Origin of the sequence: Halonotius sp. F2-221B, from assembly GCF_046719765.1 — an archaeon.
Taxonomy (GTDB): domain Archaea; phylum Halobacteriota; class Halobacteria; order Halobacteriales; family Haloferacaceae; genus Halonotius.
In genome coordinates, this window is record NZ_JABEBY010000013.1 from 65,156 (window position 1) to 88,456 (window position 23,301).

The 23,301-nt window shown below is 48.8% G+C and carries 21 protein-coding genes; 10 read left to right on the plus strand and 11 right to left on the minus strand.

All coding sequences use genetic code 11. The features are described 5' to 3' along the window. The first annotated feature begins 162 nt into the window (after positions 1 to 162). From HKK80_RS10740 to HKK80_RS10750, 3 genes are all read left to right on the plus strand, one after another. Positions 163 to 1,566 carry a PKD domain-containing protein gene (locus HKK80_RS10740; protein ID WP_411799596.1) on the plus strand — a complete coding sequence of 468 codons (1,404 nt, stop codon included), beginning with the start codon at positions 163 to 165 and terminating at the stop codon, positions 1,564 to 1,566. A 123-nt stretch (positions 1,567 to 1,689) separates the two neighbouring features. Next, entirely contained in the window at positions 1,690 to 1,938 is a 249-nt protein-coding gene (locus HKK80_RS10745) for a helix-turn-helix domain-containing protein (protein WP_411799597.1), read from the plus strand. Between the two features lie 140 nt (positions 1,939 to 2,078). After that, positions 2,079 to 3,782 (plus strand): hypothetical protein, encoded by a 1,704-nt coding sequence (locus tag HKK80_RS10750; RefSeq protein WP_411799598.1) that lies wholly within the window; start codon positions 2,079 to 2,081, stop codon positions 3,780 to 3,782. Between the two features lie 212 nt (positions 3,783 to 3,994). On the opposite strand, the gene HKK80_RS10755 is transcribed toward HKK80_RS10750, so the two are convergent. The 7 genes from HKK80_RS10755 to HKK80_RS10785 form a co-directional block, all read right to left on the minus strand. After that, positions 3,995 to 6,046 (minus strand): hypothetical protein, encoded by a 2,052-nt coding sequence (locus HKK80_RS10755; RefSeq protein ID WP_411799599.1) that lies wholly within the window; start codon positions 6,044 to 6,046, stop codon positions 3,995 to 3,997. Between the two features lie 262 nt (positions 6,047 to 6,308). Next, positions 6,309 to 7,094 carry a hypothetical protein gene (locus HKK80_RS10760; RefSeq protein WP_411799600.1) on the minus strand — a complete coding sequence of 262 codons (786 nt, stop codon included), beginning with the start codon at positions 7,092 to 7,094 and terminating at the stop codon, positions 6,309 to 6,311. 166 nt (positions 7,095 to 7,260) lie between these two features. Further along, positions 7,261 to 8,280, minus strand: a complete 1,020-nt coding sequence (locus tag HKK80_RS10765) for an ABC transporter ATP-binding protein (RefSeq protein WP_411799629.1) — start codon at positions 8,278 to 8,280, stop codon at positions 7,261 to 7,263. A gap of 62 nt (positions 8,281 to 8,342) precedes the next feature. Next, on the minus strand, positions 8,343 to 9,050 hold the full coding sequence (locus HKK80_RS10770) for an ABC transporter permease (RefSeq protein WP_411799601.1): 708 nt from the start codon (positions 9,048 to 9,050) through the stop codon (positions 8,343 to 8,345). 72 nt (positions 9,051 to 9,122) lie between these two features. Continuing rightward, positions 9,123 to 9,947 carry an IS5 family transposase gene (locus tag HKK80_RS10775; RefSeq protein ID WP_411799602.1) on the minus strand — a complete coding sequence of 275 codons (825 nt, stop codon included), beginning with the start codon at positions 9,945 to 9,947 and terminating at the stop codon, positions 9,123 to 9,125. A 157-nt stretch (positions 9,948 to 10,104) separates the two neighbouring features. Continuing rightward, positions 10,105 to 10,989 (minus strand): ABC transporter permease, encoded by an 885-nt coding sequence (locus HKK80_RS10780; protein ID WP_411799603.1) that lies wholly within the window; start codon positions 10,987 to 10,989, stop codon positions 10,105 to 10,107. A gap of 8 nt (positions 10,990 to 10,997) precedes the next feature. Further along, positions 10,998 to 12,104, minus strand: coding sequence for an extracellular solute-binding protein (locus tag HKK80_RS10785; RefSeq protein ID WP_411799604.1), 1,107 nt, complete (start codon positions 12,102 to 12,104; stop codon positions 10,998 to 11,000). Positions 12,105 to 12,336: 232 nt separating this feature from the next. On the opposite strand from HKK80_RS10785, the gene HKK80_RS10790 reads away from it, so the two are divergent. Beyond that, on the plus strand, positions 12,337 to 13,059 hold the full coding sequence (locus HKK80_RS10790; RefSeq protein ID WP_411799605.1) for a metallophosphoesterase family protein: 723 nt from the start codon (positions 12,337 to 12,339) through the stop codon (positions 13,057 to 13,059). 251 nt (positions 13,060 to 13,310) lie between these two features. Next, positions 13,311 to 13,598: a hypothetical protein gene (locus HKK80_RS10795; protein ID WP_411799606.1), complete on the plus strand. Its 288-nt coding sequence runs from the start codon at positions 13,311 to 13,313 to the stop codon at positions 13,596 to 13,598. Positions 13,599 to 14,148: 550 nt separating this feature from the next. On the opposite strand, the gene HKK80_RS10800 is transcribed toward HKK80_RS10795, so the two are convergent. Both HKK80_RS10800 and HKK80_RS10805 read right to left on the minus strand, forming a co-directional pair. Further along, the gene (locus tag HKK80_RS10800) at positions 14,149 to 15,030 is read right to left on the minus strand and encodes a restriction endonuclease (RefSeq protein ID WP_411799607.1); all 882 of its coding nucleotides are present in this window, start codon (positions 15,028 to 15,030) and stop codon (positions 14,149 to 14,151) included. A gap of 275 nt (positions 15,031 to 15,305) precedes the next feature. After that, complete coding sequence (locus HKK80_RS10805) at positions 15,306 to 16,316, minus strand: tyrosine-type recombinase/integrase (protein ID WP_411799608.1); 1,011 nt, start codon at positions 16,314 to 16,316, stop codon at positions 15,306 to 15,308. 496 nt (positions 16,317 to 16,812) lie between these two features. Between HKK80_RS10805 and HKK80_RS10810 the strand changes: the two genes are divergently transcribed. The 5 genes from HKK80_RS10810 to HKK80_RS10830 all read left to right on the plus strand — a co-directional run bounded on the left by HKK80_RS10810 (position 16,813) and on the right by HKK80_RS10830 (position 21,991). Beyond that, complete coding sequence (locus HKK80_RS10810) at positions 16,813 to 17,745, plus strand: ABC transporter permease (protein ID WP_411799609.1); 933 nt, start codon at positions 16,813 to 16,815, stop codon at positions 17,743 to 17,745. Beyond that, positions 17,742 to 18,512, plus strand: a complete 771-nt coding sequence (locus HKK80_RS10815; RefSeq protein WP_411799610.1) for an ABC transporter ATP-binding protein — start codon at positions 17,742 to 17,744, stop codon at positions 18,510 to 18,512. The genes HKK80_RS10810 and HKK80_RS10815 overlap by 4 nt, the downstream gene beginning before the upstream one ends. Then, complete coding sequence (locus HKK80_RS10820) at positions 18,509 to 19,078, plus strand: hypothetical protein (protein ID WP_411799611.1); 570 nt, start codon at positions 18,509 to 18,511, stop codon at positions 19,076 to 19,078. The genes HKK80_RS10815 and HKK80_RS10820 overlap by 4 nt, the downstream gene beginning before the upstream one ends. An 851-nt stretch (positions 19,079 to 19,929) precedes the next feature. After that, positions 19,930 to 20,535: a class I SAM-dependent methyltransferase gene (locus HKK80_RS10825; protein ID WP_411799612.1), complete on the plus strand. Its 606-nt coding sequence runs from the start codon at positions 19,930 to 19,932 to the stop codon at positions 20,533 to 20,535. An 88-nt stretch (positions 20,536 to 20,623) separates the two neighbouring features. Further along, positions 20,624 to 21,991, plus strand: a complete 1,368-nt coding sequence (locus HKK80_RS10830; protein WP_411799613.1) for a restriction endonuclease — start codon at positions 20,624 to 20,626, stop codon at positions 21,989 to 21,991. Between the two features lie 33 nt (positions 21,992 to 22,024). Here HKK80_RS10830 and HKK80_RS10835 read toward each other — a convergent pair whose 3' ends face one another. Both HKK80_RS10835 and HKK80_RS10840 read right to left on the minus strand, forming a co-directional pair. Next, positions 22,025 to 22,297: a hypothetical protein gene (locus HKK80_RS10835; RefSeq protein ID WP_411799614.1), complete on the minus strand. Its 273-nt coding sequence runs from the start codon at positions 22,295 to 22,297 to the stop codon at positions 22,025 to 22,027. Continuing rightward, positions 22,294 to 22,680 carry a hypothetical protein gene (locus tag HKK80_RS10840; protein WP_411799615.1) on the minus strand — a complete coding sequence of 129 codons (387 nt, stop codon included), beginning with the start codon at positions 22,678 to 22,680 and terminating at the stop codon, positions 22,294 to 22,296. Before HKK80_RS10840 ends, HKK80_RS10835 begins: the two co-directional genes overlap by 4 nt. Positions 22,681 to 23,301: the final 621 nt, after the last annotated feature.

A 23,301-nucleotide genomic window follows, 5' to 3' on the forward strand; every position in this document is an offset into this window, starting at 1 on the left:
ATATCTAAGAAATCAGACTATTTTCATCCCTGGCAAAAGGTGATTAGACATTGGATTTTTAGAAAAACCAATCTATTGCGGGTGAGAGGGTTTTTATACTGTATATTACTGTCAAGCATGAGCAAAAATATTATAATACAGTTTCACAATATCTGATACAAAATGAGCAAAATACTCAAAATCATTGGTGCTATCACTGTTACAGCTGCTGTTATCGGTGCCGGATTTGTTGCGTTGAATCCGGGTATTGTCTCAGGTATAATTGGAAATGACGCTGGAGCCAGCGAATCAGCAGACATGGAAATAGAAGATAATAGGTGGGGAGACGTGACTGAACAGGATCTCTCGGTTGTATCAGACGTTTCAGTTACCAATCCAATAACCAGTTTTCAGTCAGAGTTATCTGGAACAGTTAGTATGAATGGCTATGAAATGGCAACTGTCACAACACCGCAAACAACCATCGAAGAAGGTACGTCAACAGTAAGTGTCACGTCATCAGTTTCTCGTAATAATGTCCCTACTTGGTGGGAATCACATGTGAATAATGACGAAACATCAGATGTGAATATTCAGATGTCAGGCGAATTTTCGAAAGCAGGACTCAGTGGAAACCCTTCAGCCACAAAGGATGAAGAATTCTCCACAGATATAATAGAATCTCTGAGAGGGTCACTGAGTAATGCTGAAGGTGAGAAAGCAAATGGGAGAATTATACTTGAAGATACTGGGGCAGAATGGGGTGAGGTTGATGAAGAAGAATCAGAAGTCGAAATGAAGTTTACTATCACTAACGATGCAAATGTACCTATCGTAATCACAGAATTCTCAGGCAGGAGTCAGTTTAATGAGATTCAATTACTTGAGTGGGAGACACAAAGAAACGACAGAACGCTCCGACGTGGAGAGACAACCGATATTGATGTTGTTGCAACTGTTGACAACGAAAAAATAGATGATTGGCTTGCTTCTCACATTCAACAAGAAGAAATTTCAAATTATGAACATCATATTTCACTTGATGTTGAAGCAGCGGATACTAGTATTCCAATTGCCGTCTGTTCAGGTGAAATGAAAACTGCGTTCCTCGTTGATAATACAGCCGGACTTGAACGTAATGGCTGTGATACTCCCGACAGGTCTGTTGACTTCTCATCTTCAGAGTCCAATGATGACAGTGGAGTGGGAAGCAACGTAGATGTAGGGGAGAATGTAGATGTGGGTGATGATTTAACTGATGGAACCTCAACAGATGGATCAAAATCTGACGAAAACTCAGAAGATACAAATAAAGCTCCGACAGCGGTCATTGAAGCCGATCCTCAGTCTGGCGAGGCACCACTTGATGTGAAATTTGATGCAAGTGGTTCCTCTGATCCAGACGGTACGATTGAACGCTACATCTGGCGAGTTGATGGCGGGAATCTACCCGGAGGAGGAGAAACTCTTGAGCGTACTTTTAGAACGCAAGGACAATACGATATAACTTTGATTACCGTTGATGATGATGGTAATAGAGATAGTTCAACTATTACAGTGGATGTAGAACAGAGGTCACTGCGATAATTGAGCACATCCAATCGCACAATGGTTGAGTATATAGAGTCGATCATACATATATCGAACAATCACACACAGCACCGCTTCCCATAACAGAATCTATAATCAAGATCAAAATAAATCGAAAACATGATAGATATTACTAGAACCTTCGATGAAATCGAAGGAAGAGCTAAAGTATTTTATTATCTTATCGGTGCAGAGTGGTCTACAGCTGAAGAAACAGCTAACGATCTTGATATGAGCCGTTCACAGGCTGACCGTCTCCTCCGCAATTTATACGAGGTCGGAGTTGCTGAGCGGAGAAAAAGAGAAACTGATTCTCCAGGACGACCCCAAATTGAATATCGAATAACCCCTTCCTTAGATTCAAATTAGACATTATACAGATTTAAAATCCCACTATTCAGTCTATTTAGTCGTTCTAAAATAATTATTACTCTGAATAATGAGCAAAAATATTATCACATCAGAGTAATTTCCCCATCTATACGGATTAGAGGATCCGATTTTACCCTATGAACGACAGAATCAAACAATCAGTGATCATCCTGTTGTTGCTGATAGCAGCGTCGGTTGGAACAGCCACTCCAGTAGTAGCGCAGAGTATTGGTGACAATGTAGGTGATGGTGATGTTGGTGACAATGTAGGTGATGGTGATGTTGGTGACAATGTAGGTGATGGTGATGTTGGTGACAATGTAGGTGACGGTGATGTACAAAATGATACTCAAGATCTAGGAACTACAGTATCCGTTGATGGAGCAGCATTTGTTGCCCCTGATTCTATCCAATCTGAAGTTGACGAAGTCCGGGAAGATGTTCCTGATGTAGTTGCAGAAAATGCTGCATCACAAGCGTTTGTGCTTGCCACCTCAAATAAACTCTATCTTGTATTTACTGCCGATGAGCCACAAGAAGGCTATGCGTCAGTAGATGGCACATCGTTTAACCTCGGTGATATTACTCTCACGGGGCATCAGAACAGGTTGGATATTGAACCAATCATTGCGGATAGTGTCGAGTTTAGAAATCCATCTGAGGTGAGTATTGGAGAAGTCTACGAGAACACCGGGGAGTATGATCGGCAGTATGTTGAGATTGATGCGAACCATCGTAGTATTTCCATAGATTACGAGGAAAGCACCTTTGCAGCGACGGCAGGGGTGCTTGTTGATGAGCAATTACCCCCGAAAGAGTTGTTCGGAACAGTCGGTGAGCAATCCAGCACCGTGCTGAATGAATTAGATGGTGACAATATTAGAAGCGTATTGGGAGATATTTCGCAGCCCCACGTTGTCACGGCGTCATATGAAACTGAATACTGGGACAACACACCAGTAACAATGACCGGAATTATCGCTGATCCAAGTTCACCCGCTGGTAAGTTCATCCAAGCACAACAGAAAGACGATATTCTGCCGACTGATTCCAGCACACCAATATTATATACAATTGACAAAAGGTACGACGCACAGTCGATATCTGATATCTCCAAAGTGTCAGCGAACCCTTCGGCGTACGATGGTGAGACAATTAGCTTCGAGACGAATTTATATATGAACACTATCAGCACCAAGCGAGTGGTCGAATCTGCAACCGGTAGTCAATTGCCACCAGTGGATGTTATTTTACACGGTGGCGTCGGGTGGGAGCAATTACCAGAAAATCGTGATGATCTGATGGGAATCATGGCGGCTTCTTCTATCGAACAACAGCAGTTGAGCGAAATACGAAGGGGTAAATACAGAGTCGTGGGTGAAGTTGTCTCTACAGATAGAATTGAGGGGGATTTACCACGAGAGTCGGTTCTGATCGCCCACGATCTCAAACGACTGGGTTCAGTTGAGACTGCGTCTGCAGGTGATCTGATTGAACAGCAGAGTTCAACGGTTTCGGACACGCTTGAACAACAAGCTAATCCCGAAGTAGATGCGGCAAACTCAGCAACGACTGATGGGGAAACAGAGACAAGTTCAACTGAACAAACTGAAAATGGAGATGGAGAAGAGAATATCGATGAGGCCACTGGAGAATCTACTGAGACTTCAACTGATGGTAGTGATACCGAGCCAGCTAATGGAGCCAGTGAACAGGATAAACCCACATCAACAACAGATTCAGACACCGAGCAAAACGATCAATCAACTCAAGACCGTGGGGTAGGAGAGATTATATCAGATATCATCTCAGGACTCTTTGGAACTATACACAATGTTTGACATGAAGTAAAACAACAATTTGACTTAGAACTGTTGGTTAATGTTTATTTGACCACTGAATGCCGAGTGTATTACTTTTTTGAAAGACTTTGTATGACTGAGATGGTAAGTATTCAGTGCAAGATACGCGCGATCCATCTTGCACGCCAATCAGTAACAATATCTCTAATCTGATCCTTGTTTCACTCAGTTAGGAAAGAACCTTATACTTATTAAAAAAGGTAAACATGATTGTCCGCTATTGCAGCTTTTCTTCCATTGATTTTCCTTACGACAGTTTCTTTATTCCACCTGTAGAGGTCAGCACCACCTTTACCATGGTTTTCTCTGACGATGGCTACTCCCTGCTCCTCAAGATAATTTAAAATATACCTCACTGTTTCCTCGTCCAAAGTATGTCCATCCAATTCCTGTTTTTGTCTCTTTTCCTTCTTTATTTCATACTTCATATCTTTGACTCTAAAATCATTAATTTCACGTTGTGCAGATTCAAATCTGTCTTTCAATTGTTTCACGATATTTGATTCATTGTCCTGTGCATGAAATTCTAACTCGGTATCAATGGTGAACCAGTCTGGCAGCAACTGCGTAATGACATATACTGTTGCACCCCCTTCAGAGATAACTGAATCACGACGTCCAAATCGTAGAATAGCCTGCACCACCTGATGATGTGCGAAATGCTCGTAGATTTTGTCTCCATCAGGCTCAAATGTTTTTTTCATACCTTTTCCTTCTGCAGATGCTTCCTCTCCGCATAGTCCAGCCCATATTTTGACAATGTCATCACCGGGATGGGGAGCTCCTGATACGACGCCTAAATCATCTTTATCGAACACATTTGAACTCCTCAAACTCGCAAAGTTGCATGCTCTCCATCTGGAATACTCAAAAATATCTTCACCATCATTCGGGTTTTTACATAGAGGTTCCACATGGTCAGAGAGCAAACCTTCGTATTTATACTGCTCAATCGCTTGCTTAGGGGAAATGAGCGGAAATAATTGGTTTTCCAAGGCATGAATAGCGGCAAAACGATCTTTATCTGGGTTATATGTTCGACCGCTAGCATACGGATGGGCACCGTTACCAGCTTGAACCAATGACATATTCATGCCCGAACGTACGTACTTGATGAAATCTTGCCTGTCGACAACTTTCCGATGATCAAAACCGCTTTCAGATTCGGGTCGAAGAAGTAGGTTCCAAAGTTTCAATGTTGGAGTTCCATCGAGCCCAATAACCTGTTCAGCTGAATTAAGATCTGGAGGCCTCCAGACATACATTTTGCCGCTATTTCGATCGCGGACTACCCTAATACTTGGAATCAAATCTGCTTTCTCCCACGTATCATAGTAGTCATCATCCGGATGTGGTGCCATCTCAATCCCTTCTCCTACTCGCCTCATACAGAGCAAACTAAACGTAAGAAATGGAGCCATCAGGTGGGAGTCATCATATTTGAGGTCGATGTTCGGCTCAACGTACTCTGAATCCTCAGCGGCAGATCTTGAAGCTCCCTCCGAAATGAACCAATTTATTGCTTTATCACGTTTGGCCGGATCGCTCCGATTGATGAGAATATCAGTGATGTCCTGAAAGTCTTCAGAAGGAAAATCAGTTTCTGAGTCATCAAGATTGTCTAATAGCTCAGGAATGATCTTTCTTGGAGAATCTGAAATATCTGATTCTGGATCAGGATACTGGCTAAGAAATGCGCCAGCATTGAATTCATCGAAAATGACGATACGATCTTTGACGTACAATTCACGATGTGCATGACTGTGATGACCTATTAAAATATCAATTGTCTCGTTTTCTTCTTCAATACTAGAAAGTTTGGATATATAGTTACACGTTTCTCCATCGTCCCTACACGGCGTTTTAGCAGTTTCAGGGTCTGAATAATGGATTTTCTGTCCAGAGTACCCTTTGTTATACAGTTTCTCAAGCCTCTCTTCGTTTCCCGGCTTGTTTTCTTTAAATGATGGACAATCACGATGTGGACTTGGGATTACCTCTGCCGTTACGCCATCCTCAGATTCGAAGAACTCTTGTGCCTCATCGTATAGGTCGGTGCGCCCACAAAGATATGTTACCGGGTTCTCTGCTTCGGCGGCTCTCTTTTGCGCCTTAGTGGTTTTTCCACTACTGGGAGGAGCCTCGATCAATGTAGGTTTAGAGGCCTCAAACGCTTCCTGTACAAGCTCTTCGGTATGGTCTTCGACAGCAGCCCTGTCTCCTGCTTGATCCGAATTTAACATAAAGACTCTTCTTGCAACTTTTATCAGACACTTTGATAAATGTTGAGTTGAGTATGATCATTTAGCAGTGTGCAAGATACAGAGCTTCAGTAGTTCGATATTTTTATGAAAACCAACTGAGTTACTGCTCAGTGTCGGCTATCTTGGGGTCTTAATTTTTCGTGAACTTTCATCTCCTTGTTTTGTATCCTGGTGCCAGTTGGGACACCCATCGGGGATCTACATGAACAAGCGCAAACAGCAGCGAAATCGACCAAGTAAATCAGTTCACAGAGGCGATAAGACGTTCAATTTGAGTTTGTAGAGCATAAATACTGCTCCCAAGTATTCCAATTGTAGCCAGAATCGGATAGTCATACGCAAGATCTTGATACAGATACCGACTCATAGAGATGTCGGAGTTACTACACGCAACTGCACGAGTGGGTGAGTCAATCGTTTCCTGTCTGTCTGCAGCGATGCTATCACATATTGTTTTTATTTGTTCTAATCGATGCCAATGAGCCTCTAAGGCCCCAAAATCCATCGTATTAAATTCACGGTGGGAGATCTCTAAGACCTCCTGGGCACGTTCGTGGACTTGGTTTCCAATATGATCAACGGATTCATATTCAACTTCCAGTGCCTGAGCCAATTCTTTCCGCTCAGTAATGGCTGTACGGATATATGAGTTGAGGACAGACGTATGCTGTTCAGTCAACCATTCGGTTTCGTTGAGTAATAATGCGATTTCAGGAGTGAATTCAGCGGCTATGTGTTTCATGAATGACTCGTCATAATCTTCCTCATAATGTGGTACCGACATAACGGTCTCCTCAAAGAGATTCTGAATCGATCTCGTTTCGGAGGTTACACCCTGTTCGACGGTGGTATCGAACGTACCTGAAGTAAGGTGTGAGAGAGAAGTCGTCGATATTGTTGTAAGTTTTGTCGCAAACTGCTCATAGGCTTCGATCTCGTCAGTCACTCGACGCTGCTCAATCTGAACCGTTTCTTTTGCGGATTCAATCGTTGTTCCGATGGAGGAAATTGATGTAGTGACTGTCATGGGACCCAATTCAGGCCATTAGATAATGAGTCTCAACGCAATCTTCATTACCAATCACATCGGTTGCTGTCCAGTATACAACGACATCTCAGATTTAGGGGTTGGGCGTAGCTGTTAGAGAGTGTAACATGAGCCTGAATCCGCTCAGCAGATAGTATTATGCGTATCATTTTTCAGCTGGATGTATTTGGGCCAACTCTGTATCAAGGGAGAGAGCAACCTCATCCCCGGGGTGAACACTTGATTGAGTTTCATCGAAGACGATCTCTGTATCGTCTGGAAGCCGGCCATAGGTGCGCACCTTTTCACCGAGGTAGAACTGATTTGTAATCTCTGCCTGCAGTGCGCCAGTTCCAGATTCAATATGTTCAGGCCGAATACTAACAGTGACCTCACCTTCCTCAGTATGAGTGTGGGGAACCTGTGTATAGCCGAAATCTAGATAATCGCCTGTCGCAGTTGCAGACAGCAGATTTGAGGTGCCAATAAAATCTGCTACAAATTGGTTTGAAGGTGATTCATACAGTTCTGCTGGAGTACCGACCTGTTCGAGACTCCCGTCATTCAACACTGCAATTTGATCACACATCATCATGGCTTCTTCTTGATCATGTGTCACATGGATCGCTGTGATATCGAGGTCGGCAAACAGCTCTACCATTTCTTTTTGTAGTCGTCGCTTGAGTTTCGCATCCAAGCCTGTCATTGGCTCATCCAAAAGGAGGATTTCAGGTTCGATCGCCAACGCACGGCCAAGGGCAACCCGTTGTTGTTGTCCTCCAGAGAGATTTCGAGGATCACGGTCTTCAAGATCCGCAATACCAAGCATAGCAAGGATGTCGCGGGCTCGGTCTAGGTATTCGTCCTCAGATTCACCTCGCATTCGAGGCCCAAATGAGACGTTATCGATGACACTCATATTATTAAACAGAGCGATCGACTGAAAGACTAAGCCAATATCACGCTCTTGGGGTGAAACATCAAGAATTGAAGCCCCATCAAGCCGGACATCCCCGGCCGTTGGCTGTTCGAATCCGGCGATCATTCGCAACAGCGTTGATTTGCCACATCCTGAGGGGCCTACAAGACCGAACGTTGCTCCATCAGGGATGGAAAGTGATACTGAATCGACTGCCTCAGTTGTCCCGTACCGTTTCGTCAAATTCTGTATGTGTATTTCTGACATTGTTTTGTTGTTACAACTTATCGAAGGCTGGGATGAAGCCACGCAGGACGATGGCTTGGAAGCTATACATTGGCCACCTTTGGAAGATCCTGCTCACCAAGATACTGGATCAACCAAAGCGAGACGATGATGATAGCAACAAACACTACAGACAACGCACTCGCTTGACCGACAGCTGAAGTAGTAAATCCACCAAACATCTCGATTGGGAGAGTCTTATCAGTCGGATTATAGACAAAGAGGGTAATATTGAATTCACCCATCGAAAGGGCAAACGTTAGAATTGCCCCACTGAGAATCCCATTGTAGATATTTGGAAGCAACACATGAACAAAACATTGTGACCAACTGGCCCCAAGGTTCTGAGCGGTTTCCTCAAGGGCTTGATAATCAATAGACTGCAGAGCCGAGGTCGTTGTTTGGATCATAAACGGAACAGTGAAGATCACGTGTGCAATCAGCAGCAAGAGAACTGTCCCTGAGAGATCAACGCCAAATTTCGGGACACCCCATGTCCGGACAATAGCAATCCCCAGAACAATTCCAGGAATAGCCATCGGGAGAATGGTAATATCCCGAAGTCGGTCAGCAAACGGAATGTCATATCGATCAAGCGTATAAGCCGCCGGCACTCCGATCACCACATCGAGAATCGTCGTGGCGATTGCGAGTTGCAAACTAAGTATGAGTGGGTCAAACCCACCATCGAACACTTCTCGATAATATTCAAAAGTAAATGACTCAATCAAATTCCCGGAGAGTGACCCCACAAATGAATACAGAAGAATAACTAATATCGGGAGTAGGATAAACTGCTCTGTTGAATAGGTGCTGAGTCATAGTTAGAGCGGTTCACAGAGGGGTTCTATGTTCGAGATAGCGAACATCAAGACGATTTCACGGAACTGTCGATACCAGCCCAACGCTCGCACGGCATCGCCGAGCGAGCGTTTCGTTGTTGAGTACGATGTTTCGGCCATCCACCGCTGAGCGTAGCCTTTTGATCGGATGACTGCGTTGTGTCCGATCGTGAGAGCTCTCGATCCACGCTGTAGAATGAGTGGCTCTACGCCGAGAGCGTACCACTCGTATTTCGTGACCCAGTTGTGGAAGGCTTTGTCAGCAGCCACTGACTGCAGGTCGTCCGCGTTTCGGCGGACGACCTGCGGCCCAGTCTTCGTATCATGCTTCCACCGAGCAGAGATATGTACATCAAGGACAGCAAGAGACTCTCTATCAGTTAATGTCGTGACTTTCAGCGTTTGAACGTTGCTTCCTGACCGTTGCCGGTAGTACGACGAGGCCGAGCGGCGATCGAAGAACGTGCTGTCGAGTGCAGCGTGGCCAGACTGCGGGTGTTGCTGCGCTGAAACGCGCAGCAACGCCCGCCAGACCCACATTTTCAGCCGGTCGAACGATTTGTAGATCGTACTGTAGTCTGGAATATTGTCTCGATCTAAGCCTAGTACGTCACGAATCTCGGCCATGTACTTCAGCCGATTCGGTGTTTCTCGGTAGCTGTGTCCATCTTCGAGTCGAAGACAGTGCAGCACGACGTGCTTCCAGCGGGCGAACCCGCCGCTGGCGGGCTCGCCCGCGTGCTTTCCCAATGCTTGTTTGACTAGGTGCCGACACTGCTCAACGAAGTCGAGGAGATCGATTTCCATGGACAGAGTCGATTCCTCGACTTCACCCTTCTAACCCGCGAATTCAACCGATTAGATCGCTATTCAACAGAGCAGGATAAACAAGATAGTAATACCAATTACTGAATAGAAGAACAAACTACCGAGTATGTTCGGTAATCTTCGAGAAGAGGCATACTCAGTCATAGATACTCCCTCCGAAAAAGTATCCATAGCTCATGATCACACCGAGTGTAATGACGGTCAACACCACTGCCAGCGCAGACGCGAGATTGTAATCACCAAATCCCAAGATTACTGAATAGATTTGAAGCGGGAGAACTGATACCTCCCCAGCAGCAAGGAGTAACGCAGTACCGAAAGCAACCATATTAATACTGAATGCCAGTACAACCGCACTGGCGACGCCAGGCATTATTTCGGGAAGAACCACATGACGAAACGTCTGAATTCGAGAGGCACCAAGACTGTATGCGACTTCCTCGAGTTCTTGATTCAAGTTTTCCAGAGACGACAGCAAAGTCATCGTCACTCGGGGAAGAGTGAAATACGTATATCCTGCTAAGATCCCCCAGTACCCGATTGCGAAGGCATATGTTCCCGGTCTTGCACCGGTAATATCGCTAGCTAAGAGACTAAAAATACCCTGTCGCCCAACTACGACAATAATGCCCCACGCGATGAGGATCCCAGGCAGACTGGTTGGGAAATTTATAATCGATATGACGATCCGTTTTCCAGGAAATTCATTTTTTGAGAGGAAATAGGCAATGGTCAGTCCCACCAAAGTGGTGATTACTGTGACTGTGACGGCTATTTGTAGGCTAACGAGAATCGATTGGCGATATGCAGCCTCAGTGAAGACCGCCACATAGTTGCTCCAAAGCGTTTCACCTTGGAGACTGAGTTGTACAATTGTCGCCAGTGGGAGCCCTAAAAACAGCAGATACAAAATCGCTAAGGGCAGAGAAAGCGCGAAGGGTAAATATGACTCAACAGCATCTAATCGGCCTTGCAGCCGAATAGAGCGAATACCAGATTGGTTTTGAATATCTCCAGCCATTCTACGTATCAGGCTACTTCATTGACATACCGTTCGCGTGCCGCATTCTGTACCTCAACGAGTTTCTGATAGTCAATTGAGTCAGACGACGAATAGGCTTCTTCCGGAAGACGTCTTTCAGCGATAGTGTCTGGATATTCAATCGGACGCGAGGGGTTCACGTAGGCTTCAGCAAACAGCCGTTGGCCTTCATCACTGAGGTGGTGATCCACCAGCCGTTTGCCAGCTTCAGGTCGAGGTGCATCATCAACTAATCCAACGACGTAAGGTACCTGAATTGAGAGTTCGGACGGAATCACAATCTCCACTTGGTCAGGATCCATATCAGACTGATATTTAGCCTGATACATGTTGAAGTCGTAGGCAATGTAGATTGGGAACTGTCCTTGGAGGAAGCTGGTTTGGAGCCCTTGAGCTGGTACGCCAGCAATGTTACCCATCTCATTGAGCTCATTGAGGTATTCAATCCCCGGATCGTAGTTGTCAAGCGAGCCCCCCATTGCCAGATTCATATTCGTAAACGCAACGAACCCGTTGAACGCCGAAGTGGGATCATAAAAGGAGATCGTGTCGTTGTATGTTTCATCAAGTAGATCCTCAAATCCAGACGGGACGGAGTCAACTAGCTCCGTATTGACAGCCATCGCAATCGTGCCGAAATAGGCAGTCGTCCATCGGTTATCGGCGTCAACTAACCCGTCAGGAACTTCATCAAGATTGGTCGGTTCATACGGTTGGAGCAGTTCTTCATCAGCTGCTTTGAGCCCGTCCGTAATTCCGAGGTGGGCTACATCGTGGTTAGGATTATTCGCCTCGTTTCGCAACGCATTGAGAGACTGCCCACTGTTTTTTGTTCCTTCCGGCCACTCAATACCAGGGTGTTTCTCCATGAAGCTCTCACGGAGCTGACCGTAGTTTGCCCAGCCGTCAAGTGGCCCGGTGATGATTACTTGATCTGCAACATCCTGTTCACCGTCAGATGAGTCATCATCAGCATCAGCATTGCCTTGTGCTGAACTACATCCTGCAAGCCCGGCAATGCTCGATCCCCCAACAGCCGTCAAAACCTTTCGTCGAGTTGCGGTACTAGTCCACAGGTTGGAGTCGGAAACCATCGAATAAGTGTGGACAAAAGCTACTAAAACCGATTTATAATTGTAGTATTTATATCAAATACAGCAAACTCTTGCTATTGTCGGGTATTGGCGGTTAATTGGTATATTTAATTTCATTTTCCTATATAGGGGTACAAACACCCAATACAAACCTCTATTTCGACGGTCTGAAAGTCTCTATTATGAATCAGAATCCAATCAATTGGCTCCAGGTCGTAATGAGAGGCAACTCATGCAATCAGTAGCTCTTCTTTCGGATATCCATCTTCGGGAAGAACACCGATCAGAAACTATCGAAACATTGAAAGAAATAAAGAACGATGTACTTGCTCAAACCGAATTAGCACACACATTTATCATAGGTGATTTGATAGAAGATAGGAGTGCTACACAAGACCGCGAAAAATTACATACCCTCAAGGATCTCTTTGAGAAATGGCCATCAGAGATCACGTATCTCTTGGGGAATCACGATATCGAGACACTTTCAAAATCGACGATTGCTGAAATCTTGGGTCAAGATTCGTTTTATGGAACTATTGAGATCAGCAACCAACGCTTTGTGTATCTCGACTCAACGAAGGTCGATGTTGGGGCCCGGGGAACCCTTGGTGTCGAACAACAAAACTGGCTGCAGGAATCAACACCTGAAGATGCAGTTGTTCTGTCTCATCACCCACTTGGTAGGTTTGACATTACAGCAAATGCATGGTTTCAGGAATACCCCGAACGAGCATATCTCTGGGATCGAAAAGAGGTATTAGACATACTCACCGATACAGCGAAAGCAACAGTGAGTGGGCACATTCACCAAACAGAAACGATTGACCGACGAGGGCTCACCCATTATTCACTCAACGCTGTTAGCAAAGAAACTCCGAATAGACCAGTGAGCGGCAACTACGCACTATATACCATTGAACAGAACCCTCAACTGAAGTATAAAACGATCTAGTGCGTCTTCAGCCATGAACTGATAGATATAATCGATAGACGGCCTGTGACCCGAATCTAGCAGATCAGGATTGAATATCCACTAGACTCCTTGGACTAACCGACTCAAGAGATATATTTCTGACACTGTTTCGGTGCGAGATATGCGCTGTCCATCTGGCACAAACCCAGCTGCCAAAGATAGGATATAACCATTCCCACAGTGCGTGACTCAGGATAGCTTTTTTGATGATTTCTTCAATTGTAACCTGTATGCTTGTACACCCAATTGCGGAGACGCCAATTCCTGCTCGACGGGTGCCCGATGATTTTCCTGAGGGACTTCCAGAGATACCGCTAACGGCCGAGGAGACTTACCAGTTATTGGAGCTTTGGGATAATCTCACAGGTATCGCACGATTAAGATCGGAGCAATGGGAGGACGAGAAAAGGTGCGAATATATGGTCTGGATGTTAGATGATGGACGCCAGTTCAGAGTTATGTGGGATGATGAAGATGGCGAGTTTGAGATAGATGTCAGACGGGGGCATCCACGATGACGTGACCAACCGAAGAATCCTCTGTTTATCTGTATCGACTGATCCTATTCCGCTGAAGTTCTTGCCGAGGATAGCGAAACAGGTCTATCGGATTCTTGCTAGGAATGGCAGGAGCGTGTCATAGAAAGGATCTCATGGTTGGTTCATTGTGTGAGATTAGGATAGTTATACTCTAAACGCTGGCTTAGAGACCGAATCTACTGATTCCACATCGCCAGAAGGCGGGTGTAGGACAGATTCTATGACACGCTGATGGCAGTGCAAGAGGGAAGCGCGTATCTCGAAACATAGCTTTGCCAGAAGTCGATATCTCAAATCGGTCAGTACAGGTTGCTCACTCACCGCATCTAGCGACTCCTTCTCAGAAGTCTATCAGAACCGCCGTGAAAGGTAGAGAGTAGTCAGCACAATTGGATTGATTTATCCGAGAACGAAAGCTGAAAGTCACCAATCGCACAGAATAAAAAGTGTGAGAGTGGCACACTGAGTCTGGCGTTCCCGAATTTGTGGCCACCGAAGGGTATTTTATATACACCAAACCAACGAGGAATCACACCTCTTCTTTTTTTGCGGCCCATTTGAGTGAATATATCAGGAAAGTGAATCCGAGAATGGTGAGCGTGTCAGGGTCATCCTTTGCGCAGTTGTTGTGGATCTCGTTGACCGCTTTTTGCATATCTCCGTTTTGCCCTAGGATCGCGATTACCTGTCGAACCGTCAGATTATTTTCAAGAACCTGTTCAGTAATATTTGTCGACTCTTCAGAATCTTCGAAGAGACCGGGAAGGTTCCGGTCAAGAGCGAAAAATCCGAATCCATTTCGGACGGTTTCCTTCGCCCAATCAGACATATCCAGCGTAGCAACGACTTGGTCTTTATTATACTCGTCAATGTGTTCAGAGATAGCCATATCTTCGACAAGTCGGATTTCACCGCCTATTAAATCTGAAAACGCCTTTTCAATTCCTCTCGCGCGGGTTTCCAGGTTTGTTTTGTCGATTGTATACGTGGTAAAATAGTTCGAGAGGAATCGTTGAGAGCTAAGATCAAATATTATCCTGCACAAAGCTTTACCGTCGATTAGTTTTACATTTAGTTTGTCAGCTGTCTGCCGTGCTTGAGTGGAAAATGAACTTGTTGTCACGACTACAACGGCATCTACATCGTCTTCTTGATGCCTGAGACTACTGTACTGCTGAATATCCGGACTTCCTATCTTGTTGCTGGCCGAATACCGCTTTGCCTGTATGAGATGCTTTTGACTGAACGGAGTTTCTTTTTCAGCGATAACATCTATTCCACGGTCAAGTGAGCCAGTTGTTACTTTTGTCTTCCAGCCCTGTTGTTCCCATGCATCAGCAACTAACTTCTCAAACTCATACTCGTCCATCTTACGCATATAAATAAGGAGTTCTTCTTGATCCAGGTTCATTGCCTCACATTCAATTGGAACAATTAATATTCCTTCCGGCAGCTACACTCTCTGTTGCAGACCAGCAATAACATGATGTAACTGTGATAGATAACATCTATATTCATCACTCCGCATATTCTTATATCACACTTCAGACAGCTGTTTCACCAAATCAGGCAAGAGCCGATTCTGAATAATATCACATGCAGATCGGCCTGCAAAGTAAGGAGGTGGTGGTGATCTCACTTACCTCTTCGAGAGCAATTGAAATATTGAGAGAAGCGGACTGACTATCAGATATTATCTAAATATTCTCTCCTGTTTTCCATTTTCTCTTGCTCGTCTCGTTGATCGTAGTGTCTGTCCAAGACTGCTGTAGAGACATTGGCCCGATCAGATACGACGTTCTTTGGCACGTCATTCGTGAGGTGGTGGGTGATCCCCCCACGTCGGAAAGCATGCGGACTCACACTGGAAGGGCATTCAGATTCTGACCCGTAGTCGGTAGCGACACACTCGTCTACCGTCCGGTCATGTGGACACTCTCCTGTATAGAAGCAGGGTCGTGTACTCCGGTAGCAATCGCCTCGAAGCGTAGTGAGATGTGCTCTTCCATCAGTAGTTGTGATCAATGGCTCACGACCATACTCGTCAGTCACATCAGGCCGCTTGTCAGCAATCCAGCTATCAATGATGTCACAGACGAAGTCGGTGAGAGCAACATGTCGCTCACCGTCTTTGCCGTTCTTGATTGGCGTGTCGGTATCGGGTCGATGAACCACCCGGATATACTGCTCTTCCGAATTGTAGTCCGGCTTGTCCAGTGAGTGGATAGCACCGAGACGCATCATGCTGTGCCACATCAGGGCAACAACAACGTGAGCTCGTGAGGCGTACTGGTACTTCGAAAGGTACGATAAAAGCTCTTCAGCTTCCTCATCCTCCAGCATTACCGTCCGGACGTTATCACCTGATTTCAGATCAGGTGACAGAACTTTCGTGTGCAAATCTGTTTCAACCGCATCAACTGTCCCGAGCCAGCGGACGAAGACACGAAGCGTATCCATCTGCGTTTTCTCAGTGACGACGTTGATGTCGCCTTCTTCACGCCTCCAGAGTCGGTACTCATGCAGTAGACGGCCGGTGAGCTCGTTCAGGTTGTCAATATCCTTCTCATTGCACCATCGTAGAAATGGTTTTAGCCGTGATCGATGAGACCGGATCGTTGATTTCGTGACCTCACTTTCGCGGTCAGCGAGGTACATCTCCAATGCTTGCGTAGGTGTGATCGGTTCGAGACTCATTGGGTTCTCCGTGAACCACAATAGAAGCGTCTCTCACGCGTGAGAGCGGAATTTCAGGTGCCGAGATGACACTTTATTCCGCCGGGGAACGTGAGCCTGCAGCGCCCATTCCTTTTCGGAACGATCAACATCCGCAAGACGGCGGTGGTTCCTCGCTCCACAGTGTTAACCGTATAAGGGTTCAGTTAAAACACGCATACGTCGACGGGGCGGGAGACCCTCTGGCAGTTTCAACCCCACGAGGGTTCGTCTGATTGGCGTGCAAGATGGATAGTGCGAATATAGCAGGGGTGCCAGATTAGTAAGATGTGTTCAATCCGCGTTGAACCTATCGTAAGGTACAGGCGTTCAGTATCTGAATCGGTTAGCAGATGTCTCAACGTGAACACGCGACAGCACTTCGGCATGGTGCCCTGTTGACGGTGAGTTTTCCCGACCAGCGTTTACAGCAGTGCCAACGAGCGTTCCCCCTCCAGAGAGGTGGCCTGTGACTCCGGTGGCCGGTACTCGGCCGCGCTGGTTCCCGCTGGCTCGCGAGGAGGCTCGCGGACTGCTGACCGCCAAGGGGCCATGGATTCTCGCTGTACTCATCGTCTTGTGGGGCTACCGGCCGACCTACGTCGGGTGGCAGGGACTGGGATCAAACATGACCATCGGCTTTCTCCAGACTGCCGGCTCGTTTCTCTTCCCGCTTGGTGTCCTCCTCTTGAGCTATCGGTCGGTCGTCGGCGAACGAACCTCGGGAAGCCTGAAGTTCGTCCTCGGCCTGCCGATGACTCGGAGTGATATTCTTGTCGGAAAGATTCTGGGCCGCAGTGCTGGCCTCGCAATCCCACTCTCGGCCGCCGCTGTCACCCTTGGTGTGATCGGCCTCATTCGGTTTGGAGCCTTCTCGCCGCTGTTGTTCTGTGGTGTCCTACTGGCGACATTGGTGTATGTCATGTCGCTGGTATCGGTCGGGACGGCTCTCTCTGCAGTCACAACGAGTACTGTCCGGGCCGCCGGTGCCGCGCTTGGGGGTGTGTATCTCGTCTTCACAGCCTTCTGGACGAAGTTCGCCGAGATGATATACGCGACTGTCGGTGCTGCGTCCCCAGGGACGACTGTTGGCACAGCATCAGTAAACTCGTTCAGCGCGCCGGCCGACGGGCTGTTTTTTCTGCTTCTCCGGCTCTCTCCTGGGAGAGCGTATCGCGTCCTGACAAACTGGTTGCTCGGTGTCGGGAACTCCGGTGCGAGTTTCGACGCCGTCATCACGAAGCTCGAAACCCCGACGAGCATCACCATCTACACCGTCGAGAGTGCGTTCCACGGACAAACACCACCGGCTTACCTCCACGAGCTCTCGGGGGCCGTGATACTCCTGTGTTGGTTGCTCGTCCCGCTGGGAATCGCTCGCTATCAGTTCGAGCGGGGTGATCTGGTGTGACAGTCCCGGCTATCAAAACAGAGGGTCTGAGAAAGCAGTACGACGAGGTGACCGCTCTTGACGGCCTTGATTTGACCGTTGAACAGGGAGAAGTGTATGGCTTCCTTGGCCCCAACGGGGCCGGGAAGTCGACGACCATCGGCCTCCTGATGAACTACAGCAAACCGACAGCTGGAACCGCACGCGTACTCGGCTTCGATCCGTGGACGGACGTGGTCGCCTGCCATCAACAGATTGGAATCCTCCCCGACCGATTCGACACCTACGACAACCGTTCGGCACGGCGACACCTCCAGTTGGTCGCAGACACGAAAGGGGCCGACACCGACCCCGCCGCGCTGCTCGAACGGGTTGGCCTCGGTGACGCCATCGACCGTCCGGCGGGTGAGTTTTCCCAAGGGATGGAACAGCGGCTCGCCCTGGCGATGAGCCTCGTCGGCGACCCGGAGCTGTTGATTCTCGATGAGCCCTTCACCGGACTCGACCCCCATGGCGTGGCATTGGTGCGCGATGTCGTTGACGCTGAGTCCGAACGCGGGACGACAGTATTCTTTTCGAGCCACGTTCTCGGTCAGGTCGAACTCGTCTGTGACCGGATCGGCATCCTCCACCGCGGACGGCTCGTCGACGAGGGGACGCTGTCGGCGTTCCGTGAACGACTCGATCTCACGGCTGAGGCGACAGTCGAGGACGTTTTCGTCCAGTTGACCGACGAGTCAGTGCACCAGACAACTGATTCAGCTCGGCTCCGAGAGGGAGAGCAATGAACCGCCGGCAGTATCTTGGCGTCGCAACGGCGACGATGGCCGGGCTCGCTGGCTGCATGGGTGACCCCGAATACACCATCACCGACATCGGTGTTTCCAATATGGCGGGGCCGCTCGATTACGATATCGAGGCGGTCGACACGGCCGTGACAGTCGATAGCCCCGGATCGCTTGATATGACGGTTCGAAACAGTAGTCAAACAGCTGTCGAAATCAGCAACATTGGCGTCTGGCCATTCGGCATACTCGCTTTGATTCCAGCTGAGGAGAACAAGTTCAAGACGCTCTTGCTTACTGATGGGTACGCTGAAACCGACAATGTCGATGTGACAGCAAACAGCACTAGGACGGACAACACCCGACTGGTTCGCAGTCTGGCTGCCAGTGAGGCAGTCACGAAGCGATATTTCGTTCAGGGCAACCGTCTGTCCGGGAGCGGGACGTATACTCTCGGGGACTACTTTGATGGCCCCCTATTCTCCTACCGCACCGACGACACCGATAGCTGGAGCGAGCGCAATCCGACGGTTTCGGTGACCATCACCGAACGCTCACTGTTGCCCTAATCGTTCATATCGAGAAGCAAATAGGAAGATAAGAGCACGCCAACACCCAGCAGAGTGGTTCTCGCTGAGAGTTGTTTGTGGCGATCGTGGTTGCGACACTACCAATTGTCTCTCGGTCAGCGTTCCCACCGATTGTGTATCGATGGGTATCTTGTTCCCACAGTACGGTCGCCGACTCTCCGTATTCGTGGCTGAACCCTTTTTTGCCGTTCAGATCAATCGATTCACCATCAAACTCGTACTCGGTTTGATTGCTGACTGTGTAACGAATGGTGGACTCCGATGATCCGTATGTCAGGGTGTAGCTTGCGTTACCGTCGATGATTATCTCGGTTCCACTCCCGAAGCTATATGCTTCGCCGAGTTCCGGCTCACCGATAGTGAACGGCGCGGAGGATGTCACAGCCGTACGCCACACGGCTGTGGAACCTCGACACCAGTGGGAACACCAAGCAAACCGTTCTGCTCCTACAGCTACGCGTTCGGCTATGAGAGAAGTTGTTGAGACAGAGCAGGAATGTGAACTACCTAACCCTACTCGTTCATCGCAGACGCCGTTCGCTCCTTGATCGTGAGGGTTCCTGTCTCAAGGACGCACTTTGCATCCACGACGGGGGAAACCCACCAGTCGTGGACGTAAGGAGTCCAGTCTCCGCAGGCGTCACTTCGGCGTGTCCAACGCCTACCTCTGATGACAGATTGATAGAATATTCACATAACGCAACCCACTTGACAGAGTTACAAGGCGGATGCCACGGGTATCGACGCAAACACGGTGGTTGAGGAAACCACCGAGATGGAGGTTCGACCCCCGCGTGTGATTGATACGCTTGGATGCCCTCCAATACGCAATGACTGTGTTAGCCGACGTTGACCGCCGTAAGATCGACGATGGCGACGATACGTCGTTCTACGATTCTCCGCGGTATGTTACCCACGCCAGCGAAACGTTTCTCAACCGACTAACCACTCTGTACGACCGCATTCTCACCCCGGGCGACAGGGTGTTTGATGCGATGGGCAGTTGGGTCTCGCATTTACCAGAGACCGAGTTGGCTCACGTCGTTGGGCATGGACTCAACGCAGAAGAGCTTAGAGCAAATGACCGCTACGACGAGTGGTTCGTCCAGAACTTCAACGACGATCAGTCACTGCCGTTGGCCGACGACAGCTTTGATGTGGTCTGTTGTGCTCTCTCCGTCCAGTATCTCCAATATCCAGCAGCGATCTTCTCTGAATGCAACCGAGTGCTCGCCGCCGATGGAACCATCGTTGTCAGTTTTACCGACCGGATGTTTCCGACGAAAGCAATCCGGGCGTGGCGTGCAGCAACGATGGACGAACGGGCTGAATTAGTGAGTTCCTACATGCAAGCTGGTGGGATGACAGTAACCAATCAGATCGCTCAAGATGACACTGAGAGTCCGTTTTATGCAGTGATTGGCTCTTGCGATTGATCGTGATCGGCACACACTGATTTGCCTGAGGCTGATCACAGTCCAAACACCCTTGCCAGACCACTTCGATACGAACAATGAAGAGACTATGGCGGTCTTGGACAATCTCTCAGGCTTCGAATTCGAGGATGTCGTCGAGGATGTCTTCCGGAACCTTGGATACGAGAACGTCCGGCAGGCCGACCGCCGCGCCGACGAAGGCCGTGACGTACTAATGGAAGAAGTCGTCGACGGCACACGTCGGGCCGTCGTCGTCGAATGTAAACATACGGATACGGTTGGTCGACCCGTCGTCCAGAAACTCCACTCAGCGATTGCGACCTTCGATTTTGATGGGCCAAAGCGGGGGATGGTCGTCACGACTGGGCGGTTCACGCAACCAGCCAGAGGGTATGTTGAAGATCTTGACGCGAAGGACGATCCGTATCCAATCGAGTTGATCGACGGCGAGGACCTCAGAGAGATCGCCGACGATGTGGGGTTGGATCTCTACAACGGTCGGATCGAGATTCTCTGTGAGGAAACTCTCCGCCCCTATGATCCAGCAGCGTCGATCACTGCACCCCTCGAAGAAGCAATCGAAGAGATCAAGAATATCGATGCGGCTGATCTACCGACACCACATGCGGCAGTCACGTTTCAGCCGGTTGTCGAAGTGACAGCCGAGACGGATGCGGTCTTCGAGACATCGGTTGGCGTGATCCACCGGATCAACGAGCGAACCCAGTTTGTCATCCATGCTGATCGTGGTTCTCCTCGGGTGGCCGACAGCGACGTTGCAGCACTGATCTCGGAGAATCTGCATGCGACTGTCAATCTTGAAAATGAATCGATCCGGGAGCCATTCGACGAGGTCACCAAACAGCGGTTCGGACAGACCGAAACCGAGTACAAAGACTGGGCTGTCGATCAACTGCAGCGGGCTCAGACGACGACAGTGACCTACACCGGCGACAACAACGTCACTTATAACAAGACCTGTGAGCCGAACCGGTCGGATATCTCAGTCCAATCGATTGAGGCGGTGTATCTCCCCGAGGTTCAGCAAACGACAGATCTCGGTGAGTACAGCTACCCCTACGAATATTACGCTGCTGGGCCCTCACGAGTGACAACCGAGGATGGCTTCCACCAGTGTGTCCACTGTGAAACAGCCGGTACGGATGAGACGTACACGTACTGTGAGAACTGTGGGGCGATTGCTTGTGGCGATCACATCAAGACGGAGCGATTGACCGGTGAGCCGATCTGTACTGGCTGTGCTGTGACTGAAACATTCGCGTGGAAGACGAAGTATTTCTACGACGAGGAGAATCTCGAAGCCTTCCGCGAGGAGTATGCCGATATGGGACTCCACCAGAAGGCGATGGAGAATCAGGTGTTGGCTGGTGGAAGTCTGGTAGTCGTACTGGTTGTACTCGTGCTCATCGTGACTGCGTTAGGCGGTGGCATTTGATTTACGAGGGTTTAGTCAGCGGTGAAACCGAATTCACGGACGGCGGAACGTATAGTCCAAATCGTCTGTTTGGATCGAAATCGCGTTGTTTTCGTGGTCGACGACGAGTGATACGTCGCCTTCGTGCTCAAGCTCATGGAGGGGCATGCCCGTCCTGATGGTGCCTGCTTTTGTCACCTCGATATACGCGCTCCCAAACTGAACGTGAACGCTGTCGTCGCTAGTGCTGACCTCACCGGTGGCTCCGAACTGCTGGAGTTCGGCCGTTACTGTCTCCCAGTCGGTGAGTTTGACTTTTGTCGTCATTGGAATCCTGGGAGGTACGCCCAGAGATACGTTGAAGCCGCCATGAGGACGATGATAGCCATCCCGATGGCCGTCCACACTGGGCCGTTCGCACCGGTAGCAAAGGTCAGGACTGCCCAGCCGAGTCCGCCGAAGATGGTGATCGTCTGAAACCGGACGATCTGTCGTTGCTGGTGCGCAATCGTTTGTTGCTGCGATTCAAGTTGCGCCGGGGTGAGGTTCTCCGTAGATGCTGCTGAGGAATCGTGCATGCTCGCTGTGAGGCCTGCATCAACGAGCTCGTCAAGTGCATCGCTGTCCGAGAGGCCGTGAGCTTTCGCATATTCGGAGACAGCAGCCCTGGTTTGACTGTCGAGGTGGTCTGTTAGTGGTTCCTGCGACACAGACGTAAATGGGGATGAAGAGGCATCAATCCGGAGGGTGTTCTGTACTGTCGGGTTGAAACAAGTGTGACTACCAGAAGTGCCACCAGCATATGACTCCCGTAGCCTGGCCGTCAATTTACCGAGACACTCGCCTAATCCGGCCAAAACAGCGGTGTTGTGCTGATATTTGGGCCGGGTAATGTGCAAGATGGAAGACGCGTATCTAGCAGGACAGAACGCGTTCAATTAATCTTCGGGCCAGTAGAATAACTCCTCTTTAAGTGCCCCACAGCCCGGACAGATGGCCGGGAACGGGTGCTGGAGTCGCCCCATCTCGCCACATGACGAGCAGCGCCACATTCCATACATTGTTCCGGAAACATCCCGAATCCGTCTCTGCTTCCCATGGGTGACTTCGAGTGCGGTCATGCGTCACCCTCCGACTGGAATGGTTCACCAACCGCAGATCGCGGGAGAAGGCCCATGACTTCCAGTTCACGATCTTCGGGCGATAGAAACTGGTCTTCGTGAGACTCTCGTATCGTTTCAGTGAGATTGACGGTTCCCGCAGCCAGTTCAAGCACGACGCCCTCGCATTCGCGTGCGGCTTCGGCCGGCGAAAGAGGGTACCCAATCTCC